21 protein-coding genes and 2 pseudogenes are annotated in these 25,476 nt (G+C 42.4%); 9 read left to right on the top strand and 14 right to left on the bottom strand.

The annotated features are described in order from the left end of the window. Positions 1 to 197: 197 nt before the first annotated feature. Both ACE3JL_RS20955 and ACE3JL_RS20950 read left to right on the top strand, forming a co-directional pair. Positions 198 to 1,001 (top strand): type 1 glutamine amidotransferase, encoded by an 804-nt coding sequence (locus ACE3JL_RS20955; protein ID WP_375328292.1) that lies wholly within the window; start codon positions 198 to 200, stop codon positions 999 to 1,001. Between the two features lie 76 nt (positions 1,002 to 1,077). Then, the gene (locus tag ACE3JL_RS20950) at positions 1,078 to 1,998 is read left to right on the top strand and encodes a hypothetical protein (RefSeq protein WP_334311248.1); all 921 of its coding nucleotides are present in this window, start codon (positions 1,078 to 1,080) and stop codon (positions 1,996 to 1,998) included. 348 nt (positions 1,999 to 2,346) lie between these two features. On the opposite strand, the gene ACE3JL_RS20945 is transcribed toward ACE3JL_RS20950, so the two are convergent. The 4 genes from ACE3JL_RS20945 to ACE3JL_RS20930 form a co-directional block, all read right to left on the bottom strand. Beyond that, a complete protein-coding gene (locus ACE3JL_RS20945; RefSeq protein ID WP_375328291.1) occupies positions 2,347 to 3,255 on the bottom strand; it encodes a LysM peptidoglycan-binding domain-containing M23 family metallopeptidase in 909 nt (302 codons plus the stop codon). 19 nt (positions 3,256 to 3,274) lie between these two features. Further along, positions 3,275 to 4,573 (bottom strand): homoserine dehydrogenase, encoded by a 1,299-nt coding sequence (locus ACE3JL_RS20940; RefSeq protein ID WP_375328290.1) that lies wholly within the window; start codon positions 4,571 to 4,573, stop codon positions 3,275 to 3,277. A gap of 141 nt (positions 4,574 to 4,714) precedes the next feature. Beyond that, entirely contained in the window at positions 4,715 to 6,070 is a 1,356-nt protein-coding gene (locus ACE3JL_RS20935; protein ID WP_375328289.1) for a (Fe-S)-binding protein, read from the bottom strand. A 9-nt stretch (positions 6,071 to 6,079) separates the two neighbouring features. After that, a complete protein-coding gene (locus ACE3JL_RS20930) occupies positions 6,080 to 7,366 on the bottom strand; it encodes an FAD-binding oxidoreductase (RefSeq protein WP_375328288.1) in 1,287 nt (428 codons plus the stop codon). Positions 7,367 to 7,729: 363 nt separating this feature from the next. On the opposite strand from ACE3JL_RS20930, the gene ACE3JL_RS20925 reads away from it, so the two are divergent. From ACE3JL_RS20925 to purM, 3 genes are all read left to right on the top strand, one after another. Further along, positions 7,730 to 8,917, top strand: a complete 1,188-nt coding sequence (locus ACE3JL_RS20925) for an aspartate aminotransferase (RefSeq protein WP_375328287.1) — start codon at positions 7,730 to 7,732, stop codon at positions 8,915 to 8,917. A gap of 501 nt (positions 8,918 to 9,418) precedes the next feature. Further along, the gene (gene radC / locus ACE3JL_RS20920) at positions 9,419 to 10,150 is read left to right on the top strand and encodes a DNA repair protein RadC (protein WP_002753303.1); all 732 of its coding nucleotides are present in this window, start codon (positions 9,419 to 9,421) and stop codon (positions 10,148 to 10,150) included. A gap of 104 nt (positions 10,151 to 10,254) precedes the next feature. After that, positions 10,255 to 11,280 (top strand): phosphoribosylformylglycinamidine cyclo-ligase, encoded by a 1,026-nt coding sequence (gene purM / locus ACE3JL_RS20915; protein WP_375329638.1) that lies wholly within the window; start codon positions 10,255 to 10,257, stop codon positions 11,278 to 11,280. Between the two features lie 649 nt (positions 11,281 to 11,929). Here the strand turns inward: purM and ACE3JL_RS20910 are convergent. From ACE3JL_RS20910 to ACE3JL_RS20895, 4 genes are all read right to left on the bottom strand, one after another. Continuing rightward, positions 11,930 to 12,115, bottom strand: a complete 186-nt coding sequence (locus ACE3JL_RS20910; protein ID WP_375328286.1) for a hypothetical protein — start codon at positions 12,113 to 12,115, stop codon at positions 11,930 to 11,932. A gap of 45 nt (positions 12,116 to 12,160) precedes the next feature. Further along, positions 12,161 to 12,664 carry a hypothetical protein gene (locus ACE3JL_RS20905; protein ID WP_375328285.1) on the bottom strand — a complete coding sequence of 168 codons (504 nt, stop codon included), beginning with the start codon at positions 12,662 to 12,664 and terminating at the stop codon, positions 12,161 to 12,163. A 36-nt stretch (positions 12,665 to 12,700) separates the two neighbouring features. Further along, entirely contained in the window at positions 12,701 to 14,374 is a 1,674-nt protein-coding gene (locus ACE3JL_RS20900; protein ID WP_375328284.1) for a DUF4127 family protein, read from the bottom strand. 73 nt (positions 14,375 to 14,447) lie between these two features. Next, positions 14,448 to 15,017, bottom strand: coding sequence for a hypothetical protein (locus tag ACE3JL_RS20895; RefSeq protein ID WP_375328283.1), 570 nt, complete (start codon positions 15,015 to 15,017; stop codon positions 14,448 to 14,450). A 259-nt stretch (positions 15,018 to 15,276) separates the two neighbouring features. Here ACE3JL_RS20895 and ACE3JL_RS20890 point away from each other — a divergent pair. Further along, a pseudogene (locus tag ACE3JL_RS20890) lies at positions 15,277 to 16,686 on the top strand (ISL3 family transposase). Here ACE3JL_RS20890 and ACE3JL_RS20885 read toward each other — a convergent pair. From ACE3JL_RS20885 to psb29, 5 genes are all read right to left on the bottom strand, one after another. Further along, on the bottom strand, positions 16,620 to 18,701 hold the full coding sequence (locus ACE3JL_RS20885; RefSeq protein ID WP_375328282.1) for an SH3 domain-containing protein: 2,082 nt from the start codon (positions 18,699 to 18,701) through the stop codon (positions 16,620 to 16,622). The pseudogene ACE3JL_RS20890 and the gene ACE3JL_RS20885 sit on opposite strands and share 67 nt — an antisense overlap. A 65-nt stretch (positions 18,702 to 18,766) precedes the next feature. Next, a complete protein-coding gene (locus tag ACE3JL_RS20880) occupies positions 18,767 to 19,798 on the bottom strand; it encodes a hypothetical protein (RefSeq protein ID WP_375328281.1) in 1,032 nt (343 codons plus the stop codon). Between the two features lie 41 nt (positions 19,799 to 19,839). Next, on the bottom strand, positions 19,840 to 20,523 hold the full coding sequence (locus ACE3JL_RS20875) for a hypothetical protein (protein ID WP_271989184.1): 684 nt from the start codon (positions 20,521 to 20,523) through the stop codon (positions 19,840 to 19,842). Between the two features lie 480 nt (positions 20,524 to 21,003). Continuing rightward, a complete protein-coding gene (gene cofH / locus ACE3JL_RS20870) occupies positions 21,004 to 22,140 on the bottom strand; it encodes a 7,8-didemethyl-8-hydroxy-5-deazariboflavin synthase subunit CofH (protein WP_271988475.1) in 1,137 nt (378 codons plus the stop codon). A 137-nt stretch (positions 22,141 to 22,277) separates the two neighbouring features. Further along, positions 22,278 to 22,964: a photosystem II biogenesis protein Psp29 gene (gene psb29 / locus ACE3JL_RS20865; RefSeq protein ID WP_271988476.1), complete on the bottom strand. Its 687-nt coding sequence runs from the start codon at positions 22,962 to 22,964 to the stop codon at positions 22,278 to 22,280. 69 nt (positions 22,965 to 23,033) lie between these two features. Between psb29 and ACE3JL_RS20860 the strand changes: the two genes are divergently transcribed. The 3 genes from ACE3JL_RS20860 (at position 23,034) to ACE3JL_RS20850 (ending at position 24,520) form a co-directional block, all read left to right on the top strand. Beyond that, positions 23,034 to 23,171 (top strand): hypothetical protein, encoded by a 138-nt coding sequence (locus tag ACE3JL_RS20860; RefSeq protein WP_375328280.1) that lies wholly within the window; start codon positions 23,034 to 23,036, stop codon positions 23,169 to 23,171. Between the two features lie 217 nt (positions 23,172 to 23,388). Continuing rightward, positions 23,389 to 23,853 carry an SsrA-binding protein SmpB gene (gene smpB / locus ACE3JL_RS20855; protein ID WP_002786846.1) on the top strand — a complete coding sequence of 155 codons (465 nt, stop codon included), beginning with the start codon at positions 23,389 to 23,391 and terminating at the stop codon, positions 23,851 to 23,853. A gap of 118 nt (positions 23,854 to 23,971) precedes the next feature. Further along, positions 23,972 to 24,520, top strand: coding sequence for a DUF2808 domain-containing protein (locus ACE3JL_RS20850; protein WP_271988474.1), 549 nt, complete (start codon positions 23,972 to 23,974; stop codon positions 24,518 to 24,520). A gap of 253 nt (positions 24,521 to 24,773) precedes the next feature. Here the strand turns inward: ACE3JL_RS20850 and ACE3JL_RS20845 are convergent. Beyond that, a pseudogene (locus tag ACE3JL_RS20845) lies at positions 24,774 to 25,281 on the bottom strand (transposase); the annotation flags it as partial. Positions 25,282 to 25,476 lie beyond the last annotated feature (195 nt).

The following is a 25,476-nucleotide window of genomic DNA, read 5'->3' as shown; positions in this document are numbered from 1 at the left end:
AGTGAAGATTGATGTTAGGTGTTGGGGTGTTAGGGTGTTAGGGTGTTGGGGTGTTGGGGTGTTAGGGTTTTAGGGTTTTAGTTGAAATTCCCCATTTCCCCATTCCCCCATTTCCCCATTTCCCCATTTCCCCATTTCCCCATTTCCCCATTCCCCCATTCCCCCATTCCCTAATTCCCTAAATCCCCTAAGAAATTATGCAAGAACTAGAACTAAAAATCGGCTGGTTATATCCGACCTTAATGAGTACCTACGGCGATCGAGGTAATGTTATTACTATCCAAAGAAGATGTCAATGGCGTGATATTCCTGTAACAATTATTCCCCTAGATGCTCAAACAGAAGCCGAGACATTTTATCAAGTAGATATAATTGTTGGGGGTGGAGCGCAGGATCGACAACAGGAGATCGTTATGCGCGATTTACAGGGTAGAAAAGCAGCGGCGATGAAAGAACAATTATCCGCAGGAATACCGGGGGTTTTTACCTGTGGTTCCCCACAATTATTAGGCCATTATTACGAACCAGCTTTCGGTCAAAGAATCGAAGGATTAGGATTATTAGACCTAGTAAGTAAACATCCTGGACTCAATGCAAAACGCTGTATCGGTAACGTGGTTTTTGAAATTACTGCCTCTCCCTTAGCGGAAGAAATTAAAGCTATGACCGGGGAAAAACCGCTAGTAATTGGCTTTGAAAATCACGGGGGTCGTACCTATTTACAGACCGTTTCTCCCCTAGGAAAGGTGATTACCGGTTACGGAAATAACGGAGAGGACGGTTATGAAGGAGCATTTTACCATAATGCGATCGCTACCTATGCTCACGGTCCCTTACTACCCAAAAATCCCTTTTTAGCCGATTGGTTAATCCAAAAAGCTTTAGAACAAAAGTATCAAAAACCGATTTTTTTAACAAAACTTGATGATTCTCTGGCCTGGAGAGCAAGATTTGCCATGTTTGAACGACTAGAACTAACCGGCGTGACCAATAAAGCCTAAACTGGTCATATACACTTATGGCAGGAGATAGTCAAACTAGCCATTAAGAATTTTAATTGTGGCAGCTTATGAAATTATGACTGGAAAAATTATCGATCGTCAGACGACGGGGTTTCTCGTCCTCATCATTCCCCTAGCGGTGTTAATCATCCTTCTTTTTACCGCTTGGCCATTGATCCTACTTGTCTTCCTCTTAACTCTGGCAGTCAAGGTATGGCAAGACTATCGCTGGTCAAAATTATCGACGGTGATTAACCCCTATTTCAATCAACTTTTACAGGACAATCAAGGTTATCTCACCCCGATTGACCTATCGGCAAAAGCCAATCTCACGGCCAAATTAGCTAGACAATTTTTAGACAGAAAAGCTGAGGAATTTGGGGCGCAAAAAAAAGCCGTAGGCGATAAGGGTATGGCCTATTACTTTATCACTGCCAGTACCTTGGGTAGTATTTTTGATGAGAGTGACCTCTCTTTAGAAGAAATAGGGGAAAAACAAATTCCTGCGATTACTGCCTCGAGATCACCTCTGACCAATTTAGAGCAATCTCAGGAGGCTAAATCCCCCCTGATTGTCGCCGAAAAAAGCGAAAATTCTATCTCGGAAGTTCCTGTTATTTCCTCCTCCCAATCTCTGACTAATTTGGGTAAATTATTTGAGGAAAAAGAGGAAGAAAATACCGCTGTAACTGCTGTTCAAGAAACGGTAATTCAAGAACCGGAGGAGATAATTAATTCTAGTTTAAACAGTTCTGCCAGTTCTTTATCCCAATCAGATACAGAGGTTAGGGAAGAATCACTAACCTCTGTATCTGAAACCATCTCATCGATGAGTTTGGCAGATTTGGCTAAACGTTTAGGAGTTACCCCGGCCGTTTTGGGTAGAAACAAGAAAAATAAATCCGAAACAGAATTTGCCGATTGGAGTCGCATCAGAGATCCCGATGGTATTGCTTGGAAATTTGACGCTAAAAACTCCCTATTTGTGGTTAGCTAATAGGTAATTTGTTTGGTTTTCTAGACAGGCTCAATGCCTGTCTTTTTTGGCTCTAAGTCCGACCGTCGATCCCTATAGATAGGGTCTGCGGCAAAAAGTTTTTCCTAGGGGTAGTAGCTGGTCTTCATGCTTCGTCCGTGAGCTCAGTGTTCGACAAAAGCTCACACCGAAGTCTTATACTAAATCCGTTGAGTACAGGCTAGTTATGAGGAGAGGCACTCATGCAAGAGGCAAAAGGCAAAGGGGAATAAATAATCAGTTTTTAATAACCAGATTTAGTATTACGGCCGAAGTCTGTCCCCACGAAAAACTTTTTGCCGCAAACCCTACTTAAATCGACTTAACCGTTTACTTTTGACTTGATTGTGGGTGGATTTGTGGCAAATGCAAAGCGGGATCCTGCGCTGTCCAACCGACGGGAGTATCTAAGCGCACCTCAAAATGAAGATGGGGGGGAATAATATCCGGTTGTCCGGTAGTGCCAACCGCACCGATAACGTCTCCTGCTCGTACCCGTTGGTCAATTCTCACTGTTACCCTGCTTAAATGGGCATAACGGGTCTGCCGGCGACCTAAATGATTAATCACTACCAAATTACCATAGGCCCCCTCCTGACCCACATAAATCACTAGACCATCCTCGGCGGCTAGAACAGGTGTACCAATATCTGCGAGAAGATCAACACCACTATGAAAGAGATTTTTCTGTTCCGTGGGGCTTTTTTGCCAACCGTAGGCTAATCCGACAGTGCTGGCCAAAGGTAAGGGATAAGAACTTAATCCAGTATAATCCGATCGCTTGGCCGTGGCAGACCAATTGCTGCCGGGGATAAAAACTATTGTCGGCCGGCGACCACAACCGTTAAGCTCAAAGAGTATATCGGCACGAATACCATATGCTGCTTCTAAATCGCGCCAAGTGGAACCCTTGGGTGCTTCGATGCGAATGCCATTCATCGGGGGAATAAAGATTTCTTTCCCGACGGGGGCCAAACCATTTTTAAGAATAGTCGGATTGAGTTTAATTATCGTTGCTGGGATGAGAGCGTATTTTTCGGCGATGGAGGCGATCGTTTCTCCCGCTTGGATTTTATGGCGTTGTAACCTTGATAAAATCGGTGGGGGACAAACATTATCGAACCCTTGGGCAAAAATTAATTTTTGATTTAAGCTCAAAAAACCTAGACAAAAAAACAAAATTGTGCTAATTAAACTTAGCCAACTTTTCTCCCGTTTGATTCTCCGACCCATGACCATAAAAAAAGAGATCTCTTAATTACAAAACTCGGAGAATACTAGGAATACTGTCAATAGCTTCTAAAGACTCTATTGCTGCTAAAGCACTCCGGAAATTGCCCTCGCGTACATCGTGGGTGACAACGACAATTTCGGCCAAATCACCCCTAATCCCAATTTGTACCACGGATTCTAGACTAACCCCATGGTTGCCGAAAGCCATACCTAAATGACCGATTACCCCCGGCACATCGCGACAGAGAAAACGAGCATAAAAACGGGTCGATAACGACTCCATCGGGGCGATTTGACAATAATGCTGGTGAATACAGCTTAAAAGCGGGTCAAGTTCCTTGGTTTTGCCACTACTTTTTAAAATTCCGACGATATTCATCACATCCGATACTACCGCACTGGCCGTCGGTCCGCTACCGGCACCTGGTCCGTAAAACATCACTTGTCCCAAGGGTTCCCCCTCGACCAGAATAGCGTTATAGACTCCGTTAGCATTAGCGAGGGGATGGGTTTTCGGTACTAGGGTTGGATGAACCCGCAACTCTAGGGTATCGGAATCCTCCTTAACCGTATCTTTTGCGATCGCCAATAATTTGATCACAAATCCCAGTCTATCAGCGTAGGCGATATCGACGGCGCTAACTTGTCGGATACCTTCACAGTAAACATCTTCCCGTTTTACCCGACCTCCAAAACCCAGAGAGGCTAAAATGGCGATTTTATCGGCCGCATCAAATCCATCCACGTCCGCAGTGGGATCCGCTTCTGCATAGCCTAATTCCTGAGCTTTGGCCAGAACTTCGCTAAAATCTGCTCCTTTTTGGCTCATTTCCGTGAGAATATAGTTAGTTGTGCCGTTGACAATTCCCATGATGCTGCTGATGCGATTAGCGCCGAGGGATTGTTTTAAGGGTTTAATGACGGGAATTCCACCACCCACGGCCGCTTCTAGGAGGACATAAACCCCCTTTTCATTAGCCTTGGCGTAGATTTCATCGCCAAAACGGGCAATAACCGCCTTATTTGCCGTAACAACGTGCTTTCCCGATGCGATTGCTTGGAGAATTAAAGAGCGTGCTGGTTCCAAACCCCCCAATAATTCGACAATAATATCAATTTCGGGGTCAGTAACGATCGATTCTAGGTCAGTAGTCAACAGGTGCGAAGAAAGCTCGATTTCTCTCGGTTTATCTAGGGATCTAACTCCCACTCGTCCAATGGTAATCTCTTTGAGTACGGGATGACGACCAAAAGGATCGAGGAGGATTTTCGCTGTTCCCGTCCCCACAACCCCGAAACCGAGTAAACCAATCTTAAAGGTCACGCTTTTATCTCCTGCTAGTCCGACGCAAAAAATACTAATAGTTAAGCCATCGCCATGGTCGATTCTATCATTACAAGGTCTTTGTCTGTGGGGTTTTCTTTTGCTTCCCTGACACCACTAACACAACTCAAATGGTGGGAGTTAGCCAATTTTCAAGCCGCGAATCGCATAATCTAATAATTCAATAGGATGAATAACGGGTGTATCTTTTCCCTGTAATTGTAGATGTTTTTTAATTTGTAGGGAACAACCCGGATTAGGAGAAGCAATCACCGCGGCCCCAGTATTTAATAAATTGCGTACTTTCTGCTGACCTAATTGATCGGCAGTATCTGGCTCTAGCATATTATAAACTCCGGCACTACCACAACACAGGGCCGCATCGATAGGTTCTTTTAAGTTAATATTGGGGATTTTTTGCAATAATTGCCGTGGCTGCACCGAGATTTTTTGTCCGTGTAAAAGATGACAGGCATCTTGATAAACTAGGGTTAATTCTGTCTCGGTAATCGGCGATAAATCAGCAGTTAATCCCACTGCGGCCAAAAATTCTTGAGCATCGCGTACTTTAGCCACAAACTCCTTAGCTTTATCTTTATATTCAGGATCATCGGCTAAAATATGATGATATTCCTTGAGAGTATGACCACAACCCGCCGCATTGATAATAATATAATCAACCTCGGTTGATGCGAAACTATCGATCATTTGTCTGGCTAAACTTTGCGCTTGTTTTTCCTGTCCTTGGTGTGCGGGTAAAGCGGCACAACAACCCTGGGTTTTTGGGATAACTACTTCACAACCATTGGCAGTTAAAACCCGCACTGTCGCTTCATTTACCGGCGAGAAAAAGAGTCTCTGCACACAACCTAAAACCACTCCCACCCGATAGCGTTTTTCAGTCTGGGAGGGAATAACATCGGCATAGTTTTTAAATAGAGAATTTAGAGTAATTCTGGGTAAAATTGATTCCATGGCCGCTAGACGGGGAAAGAGCATTTTTAAGATACCCGATTTCCTGACTAGGGTTTGTAATCCTAGGGTTTGATATAACCAGAGGAAAGGTAAAAATAATTTGAGACGGACGGGATAGGGAAAGAGATTAAAAATCAGAAAACGAATAATTTTATCTTTAAAACTGCGGGGTTGATTGCGTTCCACCTGCGGACGAACTGCGGCGATTAATTGATCGTATTGTACTCCTGATGGACAGGTACTAACACAGGCTAAACAACCTAAACAAGTATCAAAATGTTGGCTAGTGGTTTCGTCTAAAACCGCTTCTCCTTTGTTGATGGCATTCATCAGATAAATTCTACCCCGGGGAGAGTCCATTTCTTTGCCAATGACTCGATAACTGGGACAGGTAGATAGACAAAAACCACAGTGAACACAACTATCGATTAATTCTTGAGCGGGGGGATTTTTAGGGTCAAATCCTTGATTTTTTTGGTCGATTAATTCTTGAAAGTTAAGGGAATGTTCGGAGGTTTGCATAATTTTTAATTAGATTTTGTTAAGAAAGCGTTCAGGACTAAAAATACCGTGAGGATCGAATTTAGTTTTTAGGGTTTTCATCATGGTGATTGCGTTACCTGTATAACCCCAAGGTTCAATTTTTTCTTTTAGCGATGGAGGTGCGGTTAACACCGTTAGATAATCCTGATTGGCACTGCATAAAGAGCGAATTTTGTCAAGATTTTCCTCCGATTTTAAGATAACTTTACCCACCCCGCTACTAATATTAATCGAGGCTAGTCCGTTAATTTGGTCGATAACTAGAGCTAAACTGCTGGGTAATAATCCTATTTTGCCGAAAAAATTGCCCTCTTGGTCATAATTATCGATTGTTTTTCGGTATCTTTGCCATAGAGAAACTTCTGCCTCATCCCGATAATAATGAGTCTGACAGTCTAACTGTTGTCCTAAATAACTCACCTGTTGCGATTGTTCGCTAATACTTTCGGGAATGCTTTGAAAACGCAGCAGTAAAGCGACTTTTTCCCCTAATCCTAGTGCTTGCGTCATCCCTGGGTTTAGACATTCAGCCACGGTGGGAGTTAAGGCCGATTGCCGCATAACTTGACTCAATTTGCTAATATTTTCGCTATTTCCAGTGATGATTAGGGTTTCTGAGTTAGCAGTTTCGGGATACAGTCGTAGGGTAATCTGATCGATAATCCCTAAAGTGCCGTAGGAACCCGTAAATAGCTTCATCATGTCGTATCCCGCCACATTCTTGACCACACGTCCTCCCGCTTTAGCAATCTCGCCATCGTGACGGATAAAGGAGAATCCTAGGATCAAATCCCGGACTCCACCGTATCTTTGCCGCCATGTTCCCGCATCGGCCGTGGCCATAATCCCGCCAATCGTGGCATTATCGGCATAACTGGGATCAAGAGGAATAAATTGACCGCTAGGAGCCAAAAAAGCCTGTAAATCTGCTAGTTTAAGCCCAGATTCCACGGTTATAGTTAAATCTCCCCTCGCATGGTCAATAATTCGGTTGAGATTTTGGGTACTGACTAAAATATCCGGCGACTCGACTAATCCACCCCAATCTAATTTACTGCCTTGACCGTAGGCCAATAAAGACAGACGATTTTCGTTGGCAAAACGCACTAGACAGACTAAAGCGGCCGTGTTAGCGGGATAAACTAGAATTTCAGGACTTTTGCCCCTAATTGCCCTTGATAATCTTTCTTGTTCCTCTTTTGGCACTTGTGGCCAGGCAATAACCGTCGTGTCGGGGGGTAAAATAGAAGTTATCTGGGCAGCAATCGCAGTCATATTTTACAAAAGAATTGAGGAGTAAGGACTTACTGGCCGCTAATGGCGAAGAATGGGGGTAATGCTGGGGCTAATCAGTAATTTTGGGACTCTATTAATCAGATTACCTTAGTTTGGCTCTCCATCTCCGATGTCGGGCAATTCCAGCCATACTGAAGCAGCAAAAAAGCTCTCTTGCATAAATCAAAAAATTTTCGGCAAATGTAGGGAAAAGGGGAAAGGTTAAAGGGAAAATTATCCTTTTGCCTCTTGCCTCTTGCCTCGTCTTAACAAGCAATTTAAATTACGAACAGCTTAACTGCTGAATTAGCCATACACTCGTGCCATAATGTTAGATTACCTCGATCAGTAAGCCAAGAAGTAATGAGTGTAAATTGGACGAATAGCCGCGCCAAGCGATTAAGTGCCTTACCCCCCTACGTTTTCGCCCGCTTGGATGAATTGAAAGCCTTAGCCCGCAAAGAAGGACTAGATTTAATCGATTTAGGTATGGGCAACCCGGACGGTGCTGCTCCGCGTCCAGTTATCGAAGCGGCCATTCAAGCTTTTGAAACCCCCCAATTTCACGGTTATCCCCCCTTTGAAGGAACCGCCAGTTTCCGAGAAGCGATCGCTAAATGGTATGATCGCTCTTATGGTGTGGAACTCAATCCCGATAACGAAGCTTTACCGCTGCTAGGTTCCAAAGAGGGCCTATCTCACCTTGCCCTAGCTTATGTTAACCCCGGCGATGTGGTCTTGGTTCCCAGTCCCGCCTATCCCGCCCATTTTCGCGGTCCTTTGATTGCTGGGGCGACGCTATACCCGATTATTTTAAAAGCGGAACAGGATTGGCTGATGGATATCGATTCTATCCCCGAAGATGTGGCTAAACAGGCGAAAATCCTCTATTTTAACTATCCCAGTAATCCCACCGCCGCCGTTGCCCCCCGGGAGTTTTTTGAAAAAATCGTTGCTTGGGCCCAGCAATATGAGATTATGCTTGTCCACGATCTCTGTTATGCTGAATTGAGTTTTGATGGTTATCAGCCCACCAGTTTATTAGAAATTCCGGGGGCAAAAGAGATTAGTGTAGAATTTCATACCCTCTCAAAAACCTATAATATGGCTGGGTGGCGCGTCGGTTTTGTCGTGGGCAATTCCGATATTATTCAAGGGTTACGCACCCTGAAAACTAATCTCGATTATGGCATCTTTTCCGTCATCCAAAAAGCGGCCGAAACCGCCCTACAACTGCCCGATGAATACGTCAAACAAGTACAGGAAAGATACCGGCAGCGACGGGATTTTTTAATCAAAGGTTTGGGGCAATTAGGTTGGGATATTCCCCCCTCTAGGGCGACAATGTATCTCTGGATTCCCTGTAGCGTCGGCATGACTTCCACGGATTTCGCCCTCAGCGTCCTGCAAAAAACCGGCGTCGTCGTCACTCCGGGCAATGCTTTTGGAGAGGGAGGGGAAGGTTATGTGCGCGTCAGTTTAATCGCCGATATCCCGCGATTAGGGGAAGCTTTACAGCGCCTCGAAGATGCGGGAGTTCGCTATCAGTAAGGAGAATTTTGGGTGCATTTCATTTTTGTAAATCTACCAATTGGGATTTTTACGGGGAAACTCTCGGCTAAAATCGGGCATCATACTAAATCCGTTGAGTATAGGCTACTTATAAAGAGAGGCACTGATGCAAAACGGAGAATAAATAATCAGTTTTTAATAACCGGATTTAGTATTACTTCCGATTTTATCACTCAATCCAAGCTTTTGGGGGGTTCTACCCCCCAAACCCCCCGTTGGGGACGCAAGCGCGGTCACTGAGCGTGTCGAAGTGCCGTCCCCAAACCCCGGAGCGCATTAGTTTTTCGGTGGGATGCTTACACGCAGCTGCTGATACATTTGTAATCATCTAAGAGTCACTGATAATTGCTGATTGTCGGTATTCCTGCATAAGTGAGATGCACCCAAAATTTTTCCCCTTGATTTGCCCGCAAAATCCCTCTAGGCGCTGACTAAAATTGCGATTATGATGGAATTTTATCGCGGTAGCTTGCCACTTCCATGACCTACAGCTTAAGAATTGCCGATATTCCCGTCAGTGAAAGACCGAGGGAACGTTTAATCAGTGTCGGGGCGAAAAACCTCAGTAACGCCGAATTATTAGCGATTTTACTGGCTACAGGTCAAGGTAAGGGGAAACTCTCGGCGGTGGGTTTAGGACAGCATATTCTCAACGAATTGAGTAAATATCGCCGGGATCCTTTGGACGTTTTGAGGGATATTCACCCCCAGGAATTAACCGCTATTCATGGCATTGGACCGGCTAAGGCCACTACTATTCTAGCGGCGATCGAATTGGGAAAACGGGCTTTTCAACGACGACCGACGGAAAAAATGGTTATCGATAGTCCCGATACCGCTGCCGCTATCCTTGGCCACGAACTAATGTATCAGTCTCAGGAACGTTTCGCCGTTATTTTACTCGATGTCAAAAATCAGTTAATCGCACTCAAAGTGATTACTATCGGCACAGCTACAGAAACACTGGTACATCCGCGAGAAATCTTTCGAGAAGTAGTGAAACAATCAGCTACTAAGTTAATTATCGCCCATAATCACCCCACCGGGTCACTTGTGCCTAGTCAAGACGATATTTTACTCACAGAACAATTATTACAGGGAGCTACCTATCTAGCCATTCCTCTCCTAGATCATTTGATCCTCGGTAATGGCAACTTCCAAAGTCTTCGCCAAATCACGGATCTTTGGGAAAAATATCCCCAAGAAGATTAGACCTCTTGTAAAAATAAAAGATTGTTGTTGGGGTTAGCTGGAAAAGGGAGCGAGTGCGACCGAAATCTGGGTAAAATTTGAGAGATACAATCGGTCAATTGGGCATGGATTATAAAGAAGCGGGCGTGGATGTGGAAGCGGGACGCGCTTTTGTCGAGAAAATTCGCCAAAATGTGGAAAGTACCTTCCGTCCCGAAGTTATCGGCGGTTTAGGCGGTTTTGGCGGCTATTTTCAGCTACCTTCCGGTTATCAGCAACCGGTGTTAGTATCGGGAACTGACGGTGTGGGAACCAAGCTAAAAATTGCCCATAGTCTCAATCGTCATGATACGGTGGGAATTGACCTGGTGGCCATGTGCGTCAACGATGTCCTAACCTCCGGGGCCGAACCTTTATTTTTCTTGGATTATCTGGCCACCGGTAAACTGGAAGCGTCACAGTTAGCGGCGGTGGTATCGGGAATCGCTAGGGCCTGTCGTGATAGTGGTTGTACTCTTTTGGGAGGGGAAACGGCGGAGATGCCGGGGTTTTATTCGGCGGGAGAGTACGATTTAGCCGGTTTTTGCGTCGGTATTGTCGAAAAAAGTCAATTACTCGACGGCAGTAAGGTGCAAATCGGCGATGTGGCTATCGGTTTAGCCAGTAGTGGGGTTCACAGTAACGGTTTTAGTCTTGTTCGTAAGATTATCGACACCCAGGGCTTAAATTGGCAAGATTGCCCCGAAATTTTGGCTGGCTCTAGCTTAGGTGAAGTTTTGTTAACTCCCACTAGACTTTATGTTAAACCTGTGCTAGAACTTTTGCGCTCTGGGTTAGATATTCACGCCATGGCCCACATTACCGGGGGTGGCATCCCGGAAAATTTGCCCCGCTGCTTAGGTAAAGGGCATTCTGTGCAGATTTACCGCAAAAGTTGGCCGGTTTTGCCGATTTTTCACTGGTTAGCCCAGATGGGATCGGTTAATTCCGAAGCCATGTTTAATACTTTTAATATGGGTATCGGTTTTGTGATCATTGTCCCATCGGCTCTGGCGCAATTGACTATTAATCAACTACAATCCTCTGGGATTAATGCCTACCAAATCGGCGAAGTGATTGCTGGTAAGGGGGAAATTGTTGGGCTTGATTAAGCTAAAAAACTCTTTCAGTCAACCCTACTTAGGGTCTGCTGAATAAATCTAAAAACCTTGTTGGATAAGAACTTTAGACTTTTTTCCCATCAAAAAGTGCCAGACATTGGGGTGATCGGGGGGGAAATTTAGGCACTTTTTCCCTGAAAATTAGGTAATTGACCCCCTGAAAATGGGTAAAACCCTACACCCGTTCGGCGGTTCGGCTGAGCTCACCGTCGAAGCCTGAGCTCACGGCCGAAGCCCACACCCCACCCCCACGAAAAACTTTTTGTCGCAAACCCTAAATAATAGACCTCCTGCATGATTAAAAAGTCAGTCAATTCTAGGGGAGAAATCAGCCTATTCCCTGACTTCCCCCAGACTTCTGAGGGACAAAGCTCTAATCCTTAAAATCCTAACGTTTTAAAGGATAAATACCCGGTGGCAACCAAAATCCTTCTGTATAGCCATTCTCCCATTGCATATAAACGTGATCGAAGAAATCGAGGTTTTCAGCATGAAGGTCTTTAATTTGCCATTTAGTCCCATTTATTCCAGTTTCTGCTGGCTCATTCTCTTGACCTGGGTTAGGAAATTGAGTCCGTTTTGCCCCATCTTTGGTGATGAAATAGATATGACCAGACCCGTTCTCCGTTCCTTGGTACTTTCAGCGTGGCGCTGTTGCTCCAATTGCCCCACGAGGTGCTAGGTAATCTTTTTTCAAAAAGTAGAGAAACCCGAGACGACGCAGTTTTTTCTCAACGCCTGTAACTTGAACATTATCAATTAAACAGGGGTCTTGGAAAAGTGCTTTGACGGTGGCTAATCCTAACTTTTCAGCCAGATATTTCATCACACAGGAGACAGAATAAGCACAGGGTGCATGATGAATACCGTATTAATCTTTGTTTTGTTCAACTAATTTCTCTAGTTTCTTATGACCTTCCTCCGTTGCTTCCATAAAGGTTGCTTTTGACTGAAGAATGGGTAGGATTCCTTGTTCAAATAACTGGCATCCTTCGGCATCACTTAACTTGTGATCAGTTGGTAGAGACTGGGCGTGTTCAAGTTTTTTGTAAGCATCTAAAACTAAACCCTCATAAATAGTTTTAGTATAATCTGAGGAATCGGCCACATAAATTATAATGCTGGTTTCTTCTTCATGATTAGTTTGATCATAGCCAAAGGCAGTAATTTTGCGCTTCCCAGGATTCGTGAATCCTGAATAAGTAATCGACCAAGAACCGTCTGCTTTAACCTGATTATTACCTAGGGAATATTTGTCATCTGCTTTTAGTTCTACAGTGACTATTCCAGGATCTACTTTGCCTGTAAAAGTAACAGGTTTTAGACGTTCAAATCGAGCCTGATCAGTAGGATTGATAATTTGTAAGGAAGTCATGGTATTTCTCCTATGAGATTGTTGAAAAATTGACTGTTAGACGAATTGATCACCCAATGAAGGATTAAAAGCGATCGCTTCCAGATCGGTACGATAGATACCAACTTTATGAATTTCCTCTGGTAATCTTGGCCAGATGTGGACTTCACTCTCAAAAGTGCGCCAAAATTGCGGGGTAATTCGGAAGACTCGGTTATTAACAAAAGGAAGTCCAGTAAAATGTTCTTGCATTCTGGCATTAACGCGCCGATTTAAGACCTCAAAGACTTTTTTGACCGTAGCAGGATTATCATATCCGTCGTAATGCTTGAAAGTTATTCCTGTTTGATTTTTTAGCTGATTACAGAAGCTTTTAGGTTCTTCGGATCGTTGAACTTCTTTATAGCCATTAGCAAAAACATCATGAGCAATTGCCTCTAGGTAAAGTTGTCTTTGAGCGGCGGGATTTTTAGCGTAGAAAAGAATTTTTGCCACCGCCAAAGTTGAGCCAACACAATTGCCAAATGTTCCCCAACTACCGAAGGCCAATAAATCATCATAAGGTAACACAGAAGTTACATTCCAAGCCCCATTAAAAAGTCGGCCATCAATGATGACTAATTTAGCGCGTTGCTCGGAAGAATAGTTCTTGTATTTAGCCAGAAAATGCTCATCTAACTTCGCTTGTTCCCTGTCGTCTTTCTGATAATCATTAATACTACCATTTTGACGACGAGTTAAAATAGCTACCTCGAAATCCCAGTCAGTTTCTAATTCCTCTAAACCAACTGCTTGTAATTTTTCAGTCACAAGTTCTCGTGGTGGTCGTCTCCCGTCGTACCACATTTCAGTCTCCTCATTAGAGATGCGGACACGCACTTTAGTTTTAGGAAGAGTTTGAGCGATTCCCATTGCTACTAATTCATCTGCTCCCCAAGTAATTGGCTGTTTGAGAGCCGAGAGATTATACTTATCCAGAAGATTGTCTAATCTCGTTTGCATTGTTTCTCGCACATCTTTGGATGAATGTTTTTGAGAATCTCCCATCGCACAAACGACAGCTGAGATTTTTCGATTTATCGACTGTAATAGACGGATAGATTGTGCGAGTCTCCACAACTCTTTGTCGTGTCTTTCTTTTGCCCAATCTGGATAAGGAGTTGGATCGGGTTGAGGAGGACCGACACCAACAAAAGATTGGACAATAACCGCTTTTTCAAATTGAGAAATACTGGGGAGATAATCTTCGGGATATTGTACCAATCGTTCTGCAATAATGAACGCTGTATCCTTGACCGGAAGCAGTGTAATCAGTTGTCTAACTAAAGAATCTGTTTGTCTTCTTGGACTAAGAACGTAAACAGGACAAATTCTTTCTGAACGGTTGTCTTGTCCATTAGGGGGAATCCCCACTCCTTCTAAATCTTGTTCTGTTGGTCGATGATACACCTTAAATTTAGACTGCTTAATGTCTTGTAATATCTTGGCCACAGGGTCATTACTTTTAATTTCGACATGGGGAATATAAGCGAACCATTTCGTCATCTGATTAACAGGGGTTGTTAATTCTAATTCCCAGTGATTATTGTCGGCAGATTTGTAATTATTAATCTCAAGTTCATCTCCTGCTGTCAAGGAAAATTTTTGAGTAAGATCAGTAATCTGACTGCTATCTAGGGTAGATTGTTTGATAACAGTATTGACTAGAGCTTTCAGTTTTTGGTTAGTCATCATTGATTCTCCTTTTTTTCAATATCAGAGGATTATCTAAGTCTCAAAACTAGCAAAATTTGAGGACATAACCCTAATTAGGGACAGTAAATTGCATAAACTTGGCAGGTATTGCACACTGATTTCCAGAATCCCCACTATTGCCATCAATCAAAATATAGGCTGTTCCATCAACGATCGCTAATCCTTCTGATGACTGGGGTAATTCTCGAAGGATTTCAGGTTTAAGAATCGTATTGGGTTTGAGATACTCAGCCGATAGTTTCCAAAAAACGAAATTATCTTGACCATCTTTCGGCCCGCCAGCAATTCCCCAAATCTGGTTATTATCAAAGGTAATTTCTCTGATTCCCCGTCCCCCTAAATCTAGAAGTGTTGCACCATCGAATTGATAGTTATCCAGATTAGCCATTGATAGTAAAACAGCATAATTCTTAGCGTCTAATGTGACAACGGGAGAACGTAAGCCAATCCAAATCTTGAATTTTTCGAGGGATAAAGGCTCAGGAATGGCTACTGCTCCTTCCGCATTAAAAGCATTGGCTTGTTCACACGCCACTTTATCTCCTAATGATTGATTAGCCTTGGTTTCCGCCTCATCAATAGCACGACTCACGGCACTGATAATCTTGTTAGAATTCACATCTAGACCTTGAAAGAGAACTTTAGAATCGATTTGAGGACTTTGGATCAGTTCACCAATAATTTTTAATTGATTTCCGGCTCTTCGGTAACTGTTATGCAAATAATTAACTTAAAATAAAATTCGATGAGAGAGCCTACGCCCAAAAATAGCTGAAACCCATACAGGAAAAGGTTTAAGGCACAAACTGGTTAATACAAAAAGATAGACAATCGAGTTAAGATTTGATATAATAGCCAAAAACCAGAGTATTTTACTTATGATACTTGACAAATTTTTGAACCTACAAGGAACCTCTATTCAAGGCTATCTACACCTAGAAAATATCGGTATAGTTTGACCAGTCGAATCGAAAAATAAAAAAGCAGTCTGTCCTCGTTGTGGGTTAGAGAGCGATAAACTCCACCAAAATCATCGACATTTAGTCAAAGATTTACCGCTCTCAGGTCAACCAGTGTACCTACAAGTTAATCGTCGTCAATTTAAGTGCGATAATTGTCGAAAACCCTTTAGTGAAGAGTTAGATTTTGTCGCCAAGAAACGAACCTATACGAAAAGACTAGCCGAGAATATACTCGAACAATTAAAAGAAGGAGATATTTTAAATGTTAGCCGAAGAAATGACGTAACGGAAGAAGAGATTCAAAGAATGATAGAGGACATAGCTGAAGAAATTACAGAGACAGACCTATCGAAATTAAAAAGACTAGGAATTGATGAAATCGCTCTAGTCAAAGGACAAAAAAATTACTGTGCGGTTTTAGTAAATTTAGATACGGGAAAACTAATAGCTATTCTAGAGAAGCGAACACAAGAAGAATTGAGGGAAACGCTTACAGGGTGGGGAAAAGAGGTATTAGAGCAAATTGAAGAAGTCAGCATAGACCTTTGGTTGCCCTATAAAAATTTGGTGAAAGAATTGATGCCATCGGCCGAGGTAGTCGCCGATAGATTCCATGTAATGAAACAAATTAATCAAGAGTTAGACGAACAAAGAAAAGCAGAAAAAAGAGCCGTAGAAGCGCAGAAAAATAAAAAACAGGGTTCTTGGGTTTCTGTTATGCAATGGACAGGGGTTATAAGGGATGGAACCCTTATATAGAAAGGCATTTAGTGATTTTTGTCAATTATTTTTGATCTAGAGCGAACTAATCAATTAAGTCTCTTGCCAGATAAGGATTTAGTCGATTTATGCTCCCATATCGAACCATACCAAGTCCCGAAGAGCCAAAAACAGAAAGCGAAAAAAGAAGCGAAGCTAGAAGTTTTAAAGCGAAGTAAATATAGCTTGTTAAAAAATGAAAAAGATTTAACGGAAACCCAAAAAATTAAACTAGAAGCTATCAAAGAAAATTTTCCAAATTTGAAAAAGATGCAGGAATTAAAGGAAGAATTTAGAAAGATTTATGAAACCTCAGAGAATCCGACAGAGGGAATGCTATCCATCTCGGAATGGTTGGCAAAATCCTCCAGTGTTTTTACTAAGAGTTGTCAAACAATCCGAAACTGGTTTGGAGAAATAATTAGTTATTTCGAGCAAAGGACAACAAATGGGGTGGTCGAGGGAATCAACAATAAACTTAAACTAATAAAACGGAGAGCCTATGGCTTTAGAAACTTTCGGAATTTTTGGGTTAGAAGTATGTTGTCTTGGCATCTTGTCTGTTGATTCAGCATAAAGGGTAACGAAGAGCCATAACCCTCTGGTAAACGCCCTAAATCCTTCCGTCCATCCCCATTTGCATCAACTCCATAGCGACCTGTATATTGATAGGAAGGTTCTGTATTAGAGGTGTACCGCTTGACACATTTCTTTCCTGAATTGTCTTTCCAGATCATGAAAGTTACATCATCATAAAGACCTTTCCCTTGATTGACTTTTGTACTGGTTTCCTTCCGGAAAGAGATTAAGTTGCGTTTACGCAATGTTCCGCCATTATGGGTGATAATCTCGGCACAATAATCGTATTGCTCACTTTCCGATAGATTAGAAGCAGGAGGGTTGATTCCCGAACCCATCAGGCGATCAGAGGTTAAACTTTCTAGAACCCAACCGGAACAAGGTGAACTAATACGAATCCATCTCGCACCTTGACTATCCAAACCAGCATCTACGACAGTTAAAGCCGTGTTATTGTCTAATTGACCCACTTTTTCATAGGTAGTTCCAGGTCCAGAGCGCACATTTAAGGGAGGATTGGCATCAGCAGCAAAGACTCGATGCAGCGAGGAAGTTAAAGAAGTAAAGACATAACCTTCCACAGGTTTATCAATGCGGAGCCAATTGTCATCCGTCCCTATCACGTTTAAGGGTGTGCCATTAGTCAGTTCTGTCACCACTGAAAAGTTTGTTCCTGCTCCTGAACGGACTTTTAAGGGCGGATTTGGGTCATTGACAAACACGCAATAGGAAGATTTTGTCAAGTCACGATGAACATAACCTTCAATCGGTTTACTAATTTTCAGCCAATTGCCCTCTTCACCTACAACCGTTAATCGTGTCCCGTTATCTAAACGCCCCACAGGATCATAATTACTTCCTGCACCTTTCCGCACATTTAAAGGCGGATTGGCATCACAGACAAAGACGAATTTTTCGGACTGAGGTGGATTAACGATGGGTGGTTGACTTCCTAAATATTCCTTAACTCCCGCACAAATTTTCTCAACAATTTGCTGATAACCGCCATCTCTCAACCAACGAGCATCTTCATCATTGTCAATGAAGCAACTTTCAAGCAATATGGTGGGCATAGTACAATCATGGGTACAATTCCAGACACGACTATACCAGTCATGGGCAAAGGGCGTTCCAGCGTATTCATAACCCCGTGCTTGTAAAGGCAGTCCTCGGAAGTGTTTATCCATGATTTTGATAAATTTCTCAAATTCTGGACTCCGATTCACATAAAATAACCACCAACCTTTTGCCTGTCGGTTACAAGCATTATGATGCAGACACAAACAAACATTTGCACCACTGTCATTAGCTCGTTGTTGCAAGGTGGAAAGGGAAGCTAATTCATTTTCTTGACGACAGATAATCACTTGATAATTGCCTTCCGCTTCTAAACGGGCTTTAATTTCCACTGCTTCTTTCCAGTTGTAGTCTTTTTCCCGTAAATTTAACGTATGGTTGACTGCCCCTGAATCTGTCCCTCCATGTCCTGGCATAATAGCAACTTTGAAAATCCGTGATGGAGGAGGTTGTTCTCCACCATATTCATCTAGTAAGTTTTGAGCTTCAGGGAAAACATTTTTGACCTTACTGACATAGTTTGGGTCGGTGGCATAGCCCTTTTCCCAAATATATTGTAAATAGCCTTCGGGATCATTATCATAGGCTTCCCATCCCTGATAGGGGGAATTCGGACGACCGATAAACCGCCAATATCCCATTGCGGCCTGTTCTGCGGTTTTCCAATGACACCAATAACAACCATTGGGTTCGCTAGGGGTAACTAACCAAATTTGATGGGTGATTTTTTCGGTGTAATTGTCGTCAATTTTATCTCGCCATTTGAGTCCACCGGGGTTTCCCGCTTCTTGAAAAAGTTTACTCGTACCTCGTGCAGATTCAACGATTGCTTGTGCTAATTGAACAACCCGTAATTTGCGATACCGAGTGGGAATTTGTTCGGTGGTAGCAACGGCACGCACATAATCAGTCCATGAGAAGATCATAATCGTTTCCTCCTATTATTAAACAGTTTCCAAATACTAAAAGTTAGGGAATGTAAATTAATTGATTACTGCTCAAAATTCTTAAGATTTTCCTTTAAGTAAGCCAAGAGAATCTCTAGACGTTTTGCTTCCGCTTCAGTCACTCGTTCACCTTTTTGTTTTAACTCAAAATACCGCTTAGTAGAACTAGCTAAACGAATAGTTTTACCCAATTCTTCTAAAGCATTGAAGTAGGGAATCACAGTATTAGAAGTGGTTAGAGGATAGTTAGTAGTTCTGTGGTAAGCTTCTAATACTTCAGTGGCTAAGTTTTTCTCGATTTGACTGGGGGCTAAAGTAATCCCTTTTTTGATGTTAACTACAATGTAAGGACTGACGGGTTTATTATTAGTTGCAGTCACAATCCCATTCGATCCCATTTTCAAGGTTTCTATCTCAACGGGTTCAAAGAAAAAGGCATAAGCTCCTGTTTGTAAGGGAGCTTCTCCAATCACAGGTCTTTGCTCAACGTTAGCAGGATAAAGACCAAAAGTTGATGTTTTCACTTGGGGTTGAAATCTAGCTTCAAGAACAGTGGCTAGAATATTATTAATGCCCTGTAAGGCTGTACTTCCCAGTGTTGTATAAGGTATTAAACTAGGAAAAGCCGCCCCTACAGTTCCCACAACTTGCTTCAATGAATTGGTAACTTGTTCTAAAGTAGAACGTCCTAATCCTTGACAAAAACTACTAAATGATAAATACAATCGCTGAGATTTTTCATCTTTTTGAAAGTCTTCAATGACAGCAACATTTTCAGCCCAAATATCTGTTACATCTAAAGTCATTCCAGAGATGTGATTAAGATAGTGAACCTTTAAAATAGGGGTTTCTTGATCTCCTAATCCTATCTGACTGACAAGGGCGAAATAGTTATTATCCCACTGTCCTGCTAAATAATCACCTTTGTATTTAGTGTATAGTTGCAGTGAAACTGTATTGATCGAAATAGTAAAATCCTCCGCAGGAGCAATTAAAGCATCATTATCCTTGATATAGGGATCAAGTAATTTTCCCGGTTCGTGAAGAGGAACTCTAGCAATAGTTGTCGTGGTCATTTGATATTCTCCTGATGGCATCAATAATGCAGGTAATACATCTAAGCAATTACTGTTGTCCCGGTGATTAAATCTTTAAACTTTGCTGCAACCTGATTTTCCCACGCCTGAAAAATCAGATCATCTTCAAATAATTTTTGAGGATTAATGGTAGAATTAGGATTGATCAGAACTCCGATATCTCGGTATTCAGGTTGCTCATCTAAAGCGTAAGCTGCTAACTCACTACAAATCCATTTATCAGGACAGTTGAGAGCTTCAGACAGTAATTTTTTGATTTTTTGCCGTGATAAAAGATTGAGTATTTGACCGGGTAAACTTCCAGAAAAGGCATGAGCTAGGATTAGTTTATAGTCATATTTTTTACCTACTTCTGGTTTGAGAATCTCAACAATACGCTCTGCAATCTCGTCAGTTAAATCTTTGGGTTTGCGGAAGAAAATTTGGCAATTAGAAGGTTCAAAATAGGGATACAGAGGATTTTCTTCCACCATATTCGTGCCAGCATTCGCTTCAATACAGGTATTTTCACCCGTAACGATGAGAGCGTGAGTAGCAGAAATATTGCTGATTTTATCCCACTTAGTAAAATAAGCAATCCCCCGACCGACTGGATTTGTTCCGTCATAGGTAAAACCGATGTAACCCTTGTTATAGTTAACTCCGTAAACAGGGTTCAAGGTGACGATTTCAAGTTCGGCTTTTTGTTGTAGTTGAGTAGTCATTTTTTTGCCTCTCAGAACGTAACAAAGGACGTTTTAACTCTGTGCGGAAGTGAAATAGATGAGTTAGACAGCTGGCGTGACTAGGTAAAATTAGGTGCGGTATTTATACTTACTACTCTAGATCGTCTATCAGAATTTACTGTCTTAAAGAGCGCAAATTAACATATTTCTTGAGGTTTCTATATATAAGTTTACAGAATATTGTTGATCTATTTATTACTAAAAAAAGTTGAGTTTGATTGCAAACAATCTTAACACCTAAGCTCGCCAATCTGAACTTTAGCCGATTCTCGATCGCAATTTTGGACCACCCTAACACTTCCCTCTTTTCCCACGAGGATTTTTAGCAAGAAAAATGATCTGTCTGCCTGAGAACAGGCTATAGTGATCATCAAACCCTCAGTGAAAAACTTCCCGTGTCTTCAGTATTCCGCCTTCCTCCCTATTTTTCTCCCGCTCTGCAGCGTCGAGTCATGAGAACTAATAGATTGTATCCCGTTGACGGGCGGGGCGATCGAGGGATTTAATCGCCGTTGCTAATTCCTCGACGGTCAAACAAGTACCGCCCAGAGCCCCGGCCATAGTGGTAATATGTTCCTCCATGAGAGTACCACCGAGATCGTTGCAACCCCAGTTTAAGGCTTCTGTCGCCCCCTGTAAGCCCAATTTTACCCAACTGGGTTGATGATTTTTAATGCTATTGCCCAAATAAATCCGCGCCACTGCTGTTAATTTTAATGTATCAGCTAAAATTGGTTGATCTCGTCCGACTCGATTTCTCAGGGGTTTGGGAGCCGATTGTCCCACAAAAGGCAATAAAATAAATTCGGTGATTTTAGCTGGATAATTATTTTCTAGGGCGATTTCTTGCTGTTTTCTAATTTTTTCAAGGTGCTGCACCTGTTGGCGAGGGGTTTCAATATGACCGCAGAGCATGGTACTGGTGGTATGTAACCCCAAGCGATGAGCAACACCGACTATTTCTAACCAAGTGGCAGCATCGATTTTTTCCGGACAGATTACCCATCTTACCTCATCCACTAACACCTCGGCAGCCGTCCCCGGGAGAGAATTGACTCCTGCTTCTTGCAGGGAAGCGATAACTTTTTCGTAGCTTAAACCGTCTTCCCTAGCGATAAATTGGACTTCTTGAGGCGAAAAAGCGTGTAAATGCAGGTCAGGAAAGGCTTGTTTCAGGTTTTTAACAATTTCTAGGTAATAGTCTAAGGAATTGCCCTTAATCTTGGCTTTTGGGTTTAATCCTCCCTGCATACAAATTTCTGTGGCCCCACGATGGACAGCATCCGTCGCTTTAGCGATAATTTCCTCTAAATTAAGCCAGAATGCTCCCTCTTCATTTTCATCGCGTCTGAATGCACAAAAACTGCAATGCTGCTCACAAATGTTACTAAAATTAATGTTGCGATTGATCACGTAGGTGACGGTATCTCCCACCTGTTGACGACGCAAAAAGTCGGCCGTTTCCCGAATCTGGGCAATTAAACGGTTATCGGTAGTTTCTAGCAAGATAATCGCTTCTTTTGCCGATAAATTTGCCCCTGACCGCGCTTTTGCCAAAATATCGGTTACGGGTGCGGTGATGGAGGAGTTAGTCACGGGAAATAAATATTGAGGGTTGCCGATCCTAATTGTAGAACGAGGTCAGAAGGAACAGTAAAGAAAGAGAGCCGATTTAATCCTTTTTCTGTTCCCCATTCCCTTGTCTGCACGCGGTAATTTCCGGTTGAGAGCCTTTATTGCAGGGTGGTTTGTTTTTCCTGTTCTTTTTGTTGACGTTTTTTCTTTTCTGCTTCTAGAGCATCTTCGATAACCTTGAGCAGCTGATCCATTTTATCGAGATTACCGCGATAAACATCGAGGTCTTTTTGCAGTTTCTCGCTGGAGAGATGCAGAATTTCTGAGAATTTTTGCAAAATTGGTTCGCGTTTTTCTTTTTCCTTGATTATGTCCGGTTGTGCTTCGGCTAAAATAGTGTAAAGACCGATGGCAAACAGGCGACTATACTTAAACTTAGGCGCATTAATCACCGAAACTAGACTATCAGATAACTGATTGTTACCACCTAAAGCAGGGTTTTGCAGTTGGGAAAGCAAGGAATCAATATTAGTTTCTTTGGCAATAGCGATCATATTTTCGGCATCACGACGATAAACTTCGGAATTACCGTTAACCGCTTGGCACAAAGCATTAAAAATATTCGGTTTATCCTCCCCCGGACGATAGCCTTCCATGAACTTCTCGAAAGAAGTAACCACACCAAGGGCATAAATTGGATCATAATGGAAATCTACATTAACGGAGAGCAGGTGCATCTCAACTAATAATTCCTCAACCACGCGCCGATATACCGAATTGATGGGGCGGGTGTGGCGAGTATAAAAATCACGCTTACTATCGGAAACAGTACGAATTTTGTCCACAGAACCAAACTTCATAAAAATTTAACACTGCTCTCATTTTCCCCCTTCTCGTTCCCCCTGACAAGGCCGGTGATCACCAAAGAGCCGCCAGCAGTCAGTCCAGAGAGAGCAAAAGAGCGAGTAAGATGGGGAAATGGGGGAATGGGGAAATGGGGAAATGGGGAAATGGGGAAATGGGGAAATGGGGAAATGGGGAATTTCAACTAAAACCCCAACACCCTAAAACCCTAAAACCCCAACACCCTAACACCCCAACACCCTGACACCCCAACACCCTAACACCCCAACACCCAAAAGCTTTTTCACTTTTCACTTGACTATAAGTAGTAGTGCAAAATTAATTTCCTAGTAAAGATAGGCAAAAGGCAAGAGGCAAAAGGCAAGAGGGGGTTAGATATGTGTAATTAATTTTGCTTAGGTACTTATGGCCAATCAAGACGACAAAATCAAAATTATCACTGATAACCGGCAAGCACGCCATCTCTACGAGATTTTAGAGACTTTTGAAGCGGGGGTGCAGTTGGTGGGGACTGAGGTTAAATCTGTGCGCGCTGGTAAGGTAAACCTGCGGGATGGTTACGTTTTAGTCCGCAATGGTGAAGCGGTGTTAATTAATGTTCATATTTCCCCCTACGAACAGAGTAGCGAATATTTTAATCACGATCCGCGCCGGACGAGAAAATTGTTGATGCACAAAAAGGAAATCAGCAAGCTTATCGGTCAAGTGGAACAGAAAGGCTTAACTCTTGTGCCTTTGAAGATGTATTTTAAAGGTAGTTGGGTAAAAATCAGCATTGGCCTCGGTAGAGGCAAGAAATTACACGATAAACGCGAAGATTTGAAACGTCGTCAGGATCAACGGGATATGGCACGAGCGATGAAGCGTTAACCAAGACACTTATCGGACTGGCAAAGGTCTAGGTAAGAAACGATCAAGTTTTGTTACAGTTGAACTGTATTCGGCCTCTTGCGGCCATCACCATCCCCCTCACCTTGGGTTAAAATTTATGTTAAAACTCTTGACAAAAATAATTAAATATGCTAAGACACCCGCTTTGATTGCTCTATCCTTAGCGGTAGGTGCGGGAATTATTTTACCAAAAATAACTTTAGCCAATGGCAACCCTGGCCTAACAATTTTTAGCGGAGTTGATCGCAAGGATATCTTAGATTATTTCTTGCAATTTGGCGGTCGTCCCAAGCAAATGGATCGTTATAAACTCTATATTCCCCCGAAAAAACTCTCCCAAGGGGCTTCAGCTTTTTTTATTTCCTATCCTGATTATTTTAACGGCCAGTTTGACACCAATAAAATCGAGGTACGCATCAACGGCAAATCTTTACCTTTAAAGGAAGTGATTTGGGATAAGGATAGTCGTGTTATTCAAATTGTCCCCGAACAAGCGATCGATCCCACCAGCAAAGTTGAAATCGTCATGTCTAATGTCAGAAATCCCGAATTAGGCACTTATTACTTTACCTGTGATGTGACTGCCTCTGGCAATATTCCCGTCCGTCTCTACGTCGGTACTTGGATTGTCAGTATTGAACCTTAAAGTATTTATGGGACTTGCGCTTTGATAATGTACCTTTTGGGCGAACGCAGTTCGCCCCTACATCGTGGACAAAATCCGTTACTGTAGGGGCAGCAATTCTCATTTTGAAATAAATAGAGTATTAACCCCGATTTTTGGCATTGAAAATAAAGTACAAAGCAACTATCTGTAGTTTAGACTAAAAAAGTCAGCCGAAAATAATCCAGCTTTATGAAAATAGCTGAAATCAAAAATCTTGAAGCAAAAAGTAGAGTTAGGATGCTTTCTTTTGCGATTTTTTAGGGGGAGAATATCGTTTTTTTACAGTAGGATAGGTATTTCTTTTACTTCGTTTGCGACCTTTTTCCCAGCCAGGAGACTTTCCTCTGGTTTTGGGTGGTTGGGCAGGTGAATCAATCTCCACTAAAAGTGAAAATAGGGATTGTGCCACTCTTTCAGGAGTTAAATTTGTTTGTGGTTTTTGCCAGGGAAGATGATAATCTGTTACTAAATCTTTGGCTAACCAAAGTTGCCAAGTCATCAACGGCATTAAATCACTCCATCTGTCACATTGAACAGCTGTACTCAAAGATGGTAAATTCCAGTGTAATCTTTGCGAGCGCAAAGCGATACCAATGGTCAACTCTAAAACGGCGTGCATATTGTGACCACACTTTTTCTAAAGGCAAAAATGCTTCTCCCACCCAAATTAACCATAAGGGGCGATGGAGCTTGCCGGTTTTTTGAGGATTTAATCGTTCCACTTTAATTAGACTTAATGTTCTGCTTAGAAGCTGTTTTAACTGGACTTCCCCCGTATAAACATACTAGCTATGGCTAAAAGTCTTACAGAGACTGAGTTCAAGTCATATAATACCAATGAACTACTGAACACAAAATCCTGAAGTTCTTACGCAGATAGGGTTTGAGGCAAAAATTTTCAAATTTGACCTTTAGACCATTATAGCTTGTTTTGG

The sequence above is a fragment of the Microcystis sp. BLCC-F210 genome (assembly GCF_042134685.1).
Classification (GTDB): domain Bacteria; phylum Cyanobacteriota; class Cyanobacteriia; order Cyanobacteriales; family Microcystaceae; genus Microcystis; species Microcystis aeruginosa_D.
Note: the sequence above shows the minus strand (reverse complement) of the source record. Positions and strands in the feature narration are given on the sequence as shown.

Excerpts from the sequence above, each read along its gene's own strand:
- ACE3JL_RS20955 (WP_375328292.1), top strand. The coding sequence starts at position 198 with ATGCAAGAACTAGAACTAAAAATCGGCTGGTTATATCCGACCTTAATG.
- ACE3JL_RS20875 (WP_271989184.1), bottom strand. The coding sequence starts at position 20,523 with ATGACTACTCAACTACAACAAAAAGCCGAACTTGAAATCGTCACCTTG.
- radC (WP_002753303.1), top strand. The coding sequence starts at position 9,419 with ATGACCTACAGCTTAAGAATTGCCGATATTCCCGTCAGTGAAAGACCG.
- ACE3JL_RS20905 (WP_375328285.1), bottom strand. The coding sequence starts at position 12,664 with ATGACTTCCTTACAAATTATCAATCCTACTGATCAGGCTCGATTTGAA.
- ACE3JL_RS20900 (WP_375328284.1), bottom strand. The coding sequence starts at position 14,374 with ATGACTAACCAAAAACTGAAAGCTCTAGTCAATACTGTTATCAAACAA.
- ACE3JL_RS20910 (WP_375328286.1), bottom strand. The coding sequence starts at position 12,115 with ATGAAATATCTGGCTGAAAAGTTAGGATTAGCCACCGTCAAAGCACTT.
- smpB (WP_002786846.1), top strand. The coding sequence starts at position 23,389 with ATGGCCAATCAAGACGACAAAATCAAAATTATCACTGATAACCGGCAA.
- ACE3JL_RS20885 (WP_375328282.1), bottom strand. The coding sequence starts at position 18,701 with ATGATCTTCTCATGGACTGATTATGTGCGTGCCGTTGCTACCACCGAA.
- ACE3JL_RS20930 (WP_375328288.1), bottom strand. The coding sequence starts at position 7,366 with ATGACTGCGATTGCTGCCCAGATAACTTCTATTTTACCCCCCGACACG.
- ACE3JL_RS20950 (WP_334311248.1), top strand. The coding sequence starts at position 1,078 with ATGACTGGAAAAATTATCGATCGTCAGACGACGGGGTTTCTCGTCCTC.
- purM (WP_375329638.1), top strand. The coding sequence starts at position 10,255 with ATGGATTATAAAGAAGCGGGCGTGGATGTGGAAGCGGGACGCGCTTTT.
- ACE3JL_RS20880 (WP_375328281.1), bottom strand. The coding sequence starts at position 19,798 with ATGACCACGACAACTATTGCTAGAGTTCCTCTTCACGAACCGGGAAAA.
- ACE3JL_RS20850 (WP_271988474.1), top strand. The coding sequence starts at position 23,972 with ATGTTAAAACTCTTGACAAAAATAATTAAATATGCTAAGACACCCGCT.
- ACE3JL_RS20945 (WP_375328291.1), bottom strand. The coding sequence starts at position 3,255 with ATGGTCATGGGTCGGAGAATCAAACGGGAGAAAAGTTGGCTAAGTTTA.
- ACE3JL_RS20935 (WP_375328289.1), bottom strand. The coding sequence starts at position 6,070 with ATGCAAACCTCCGAACATTCCCTTAACTTTCAAGAATTAATCGACCAA.
- ACE3JL_RS20925 (WP_375328287.1), top strand. The coding sequence starts at position 7,730 with ATGAGTGTAAATTGGACGAATAGCCGCGCCAAGCGATTAAGTGCCTTA.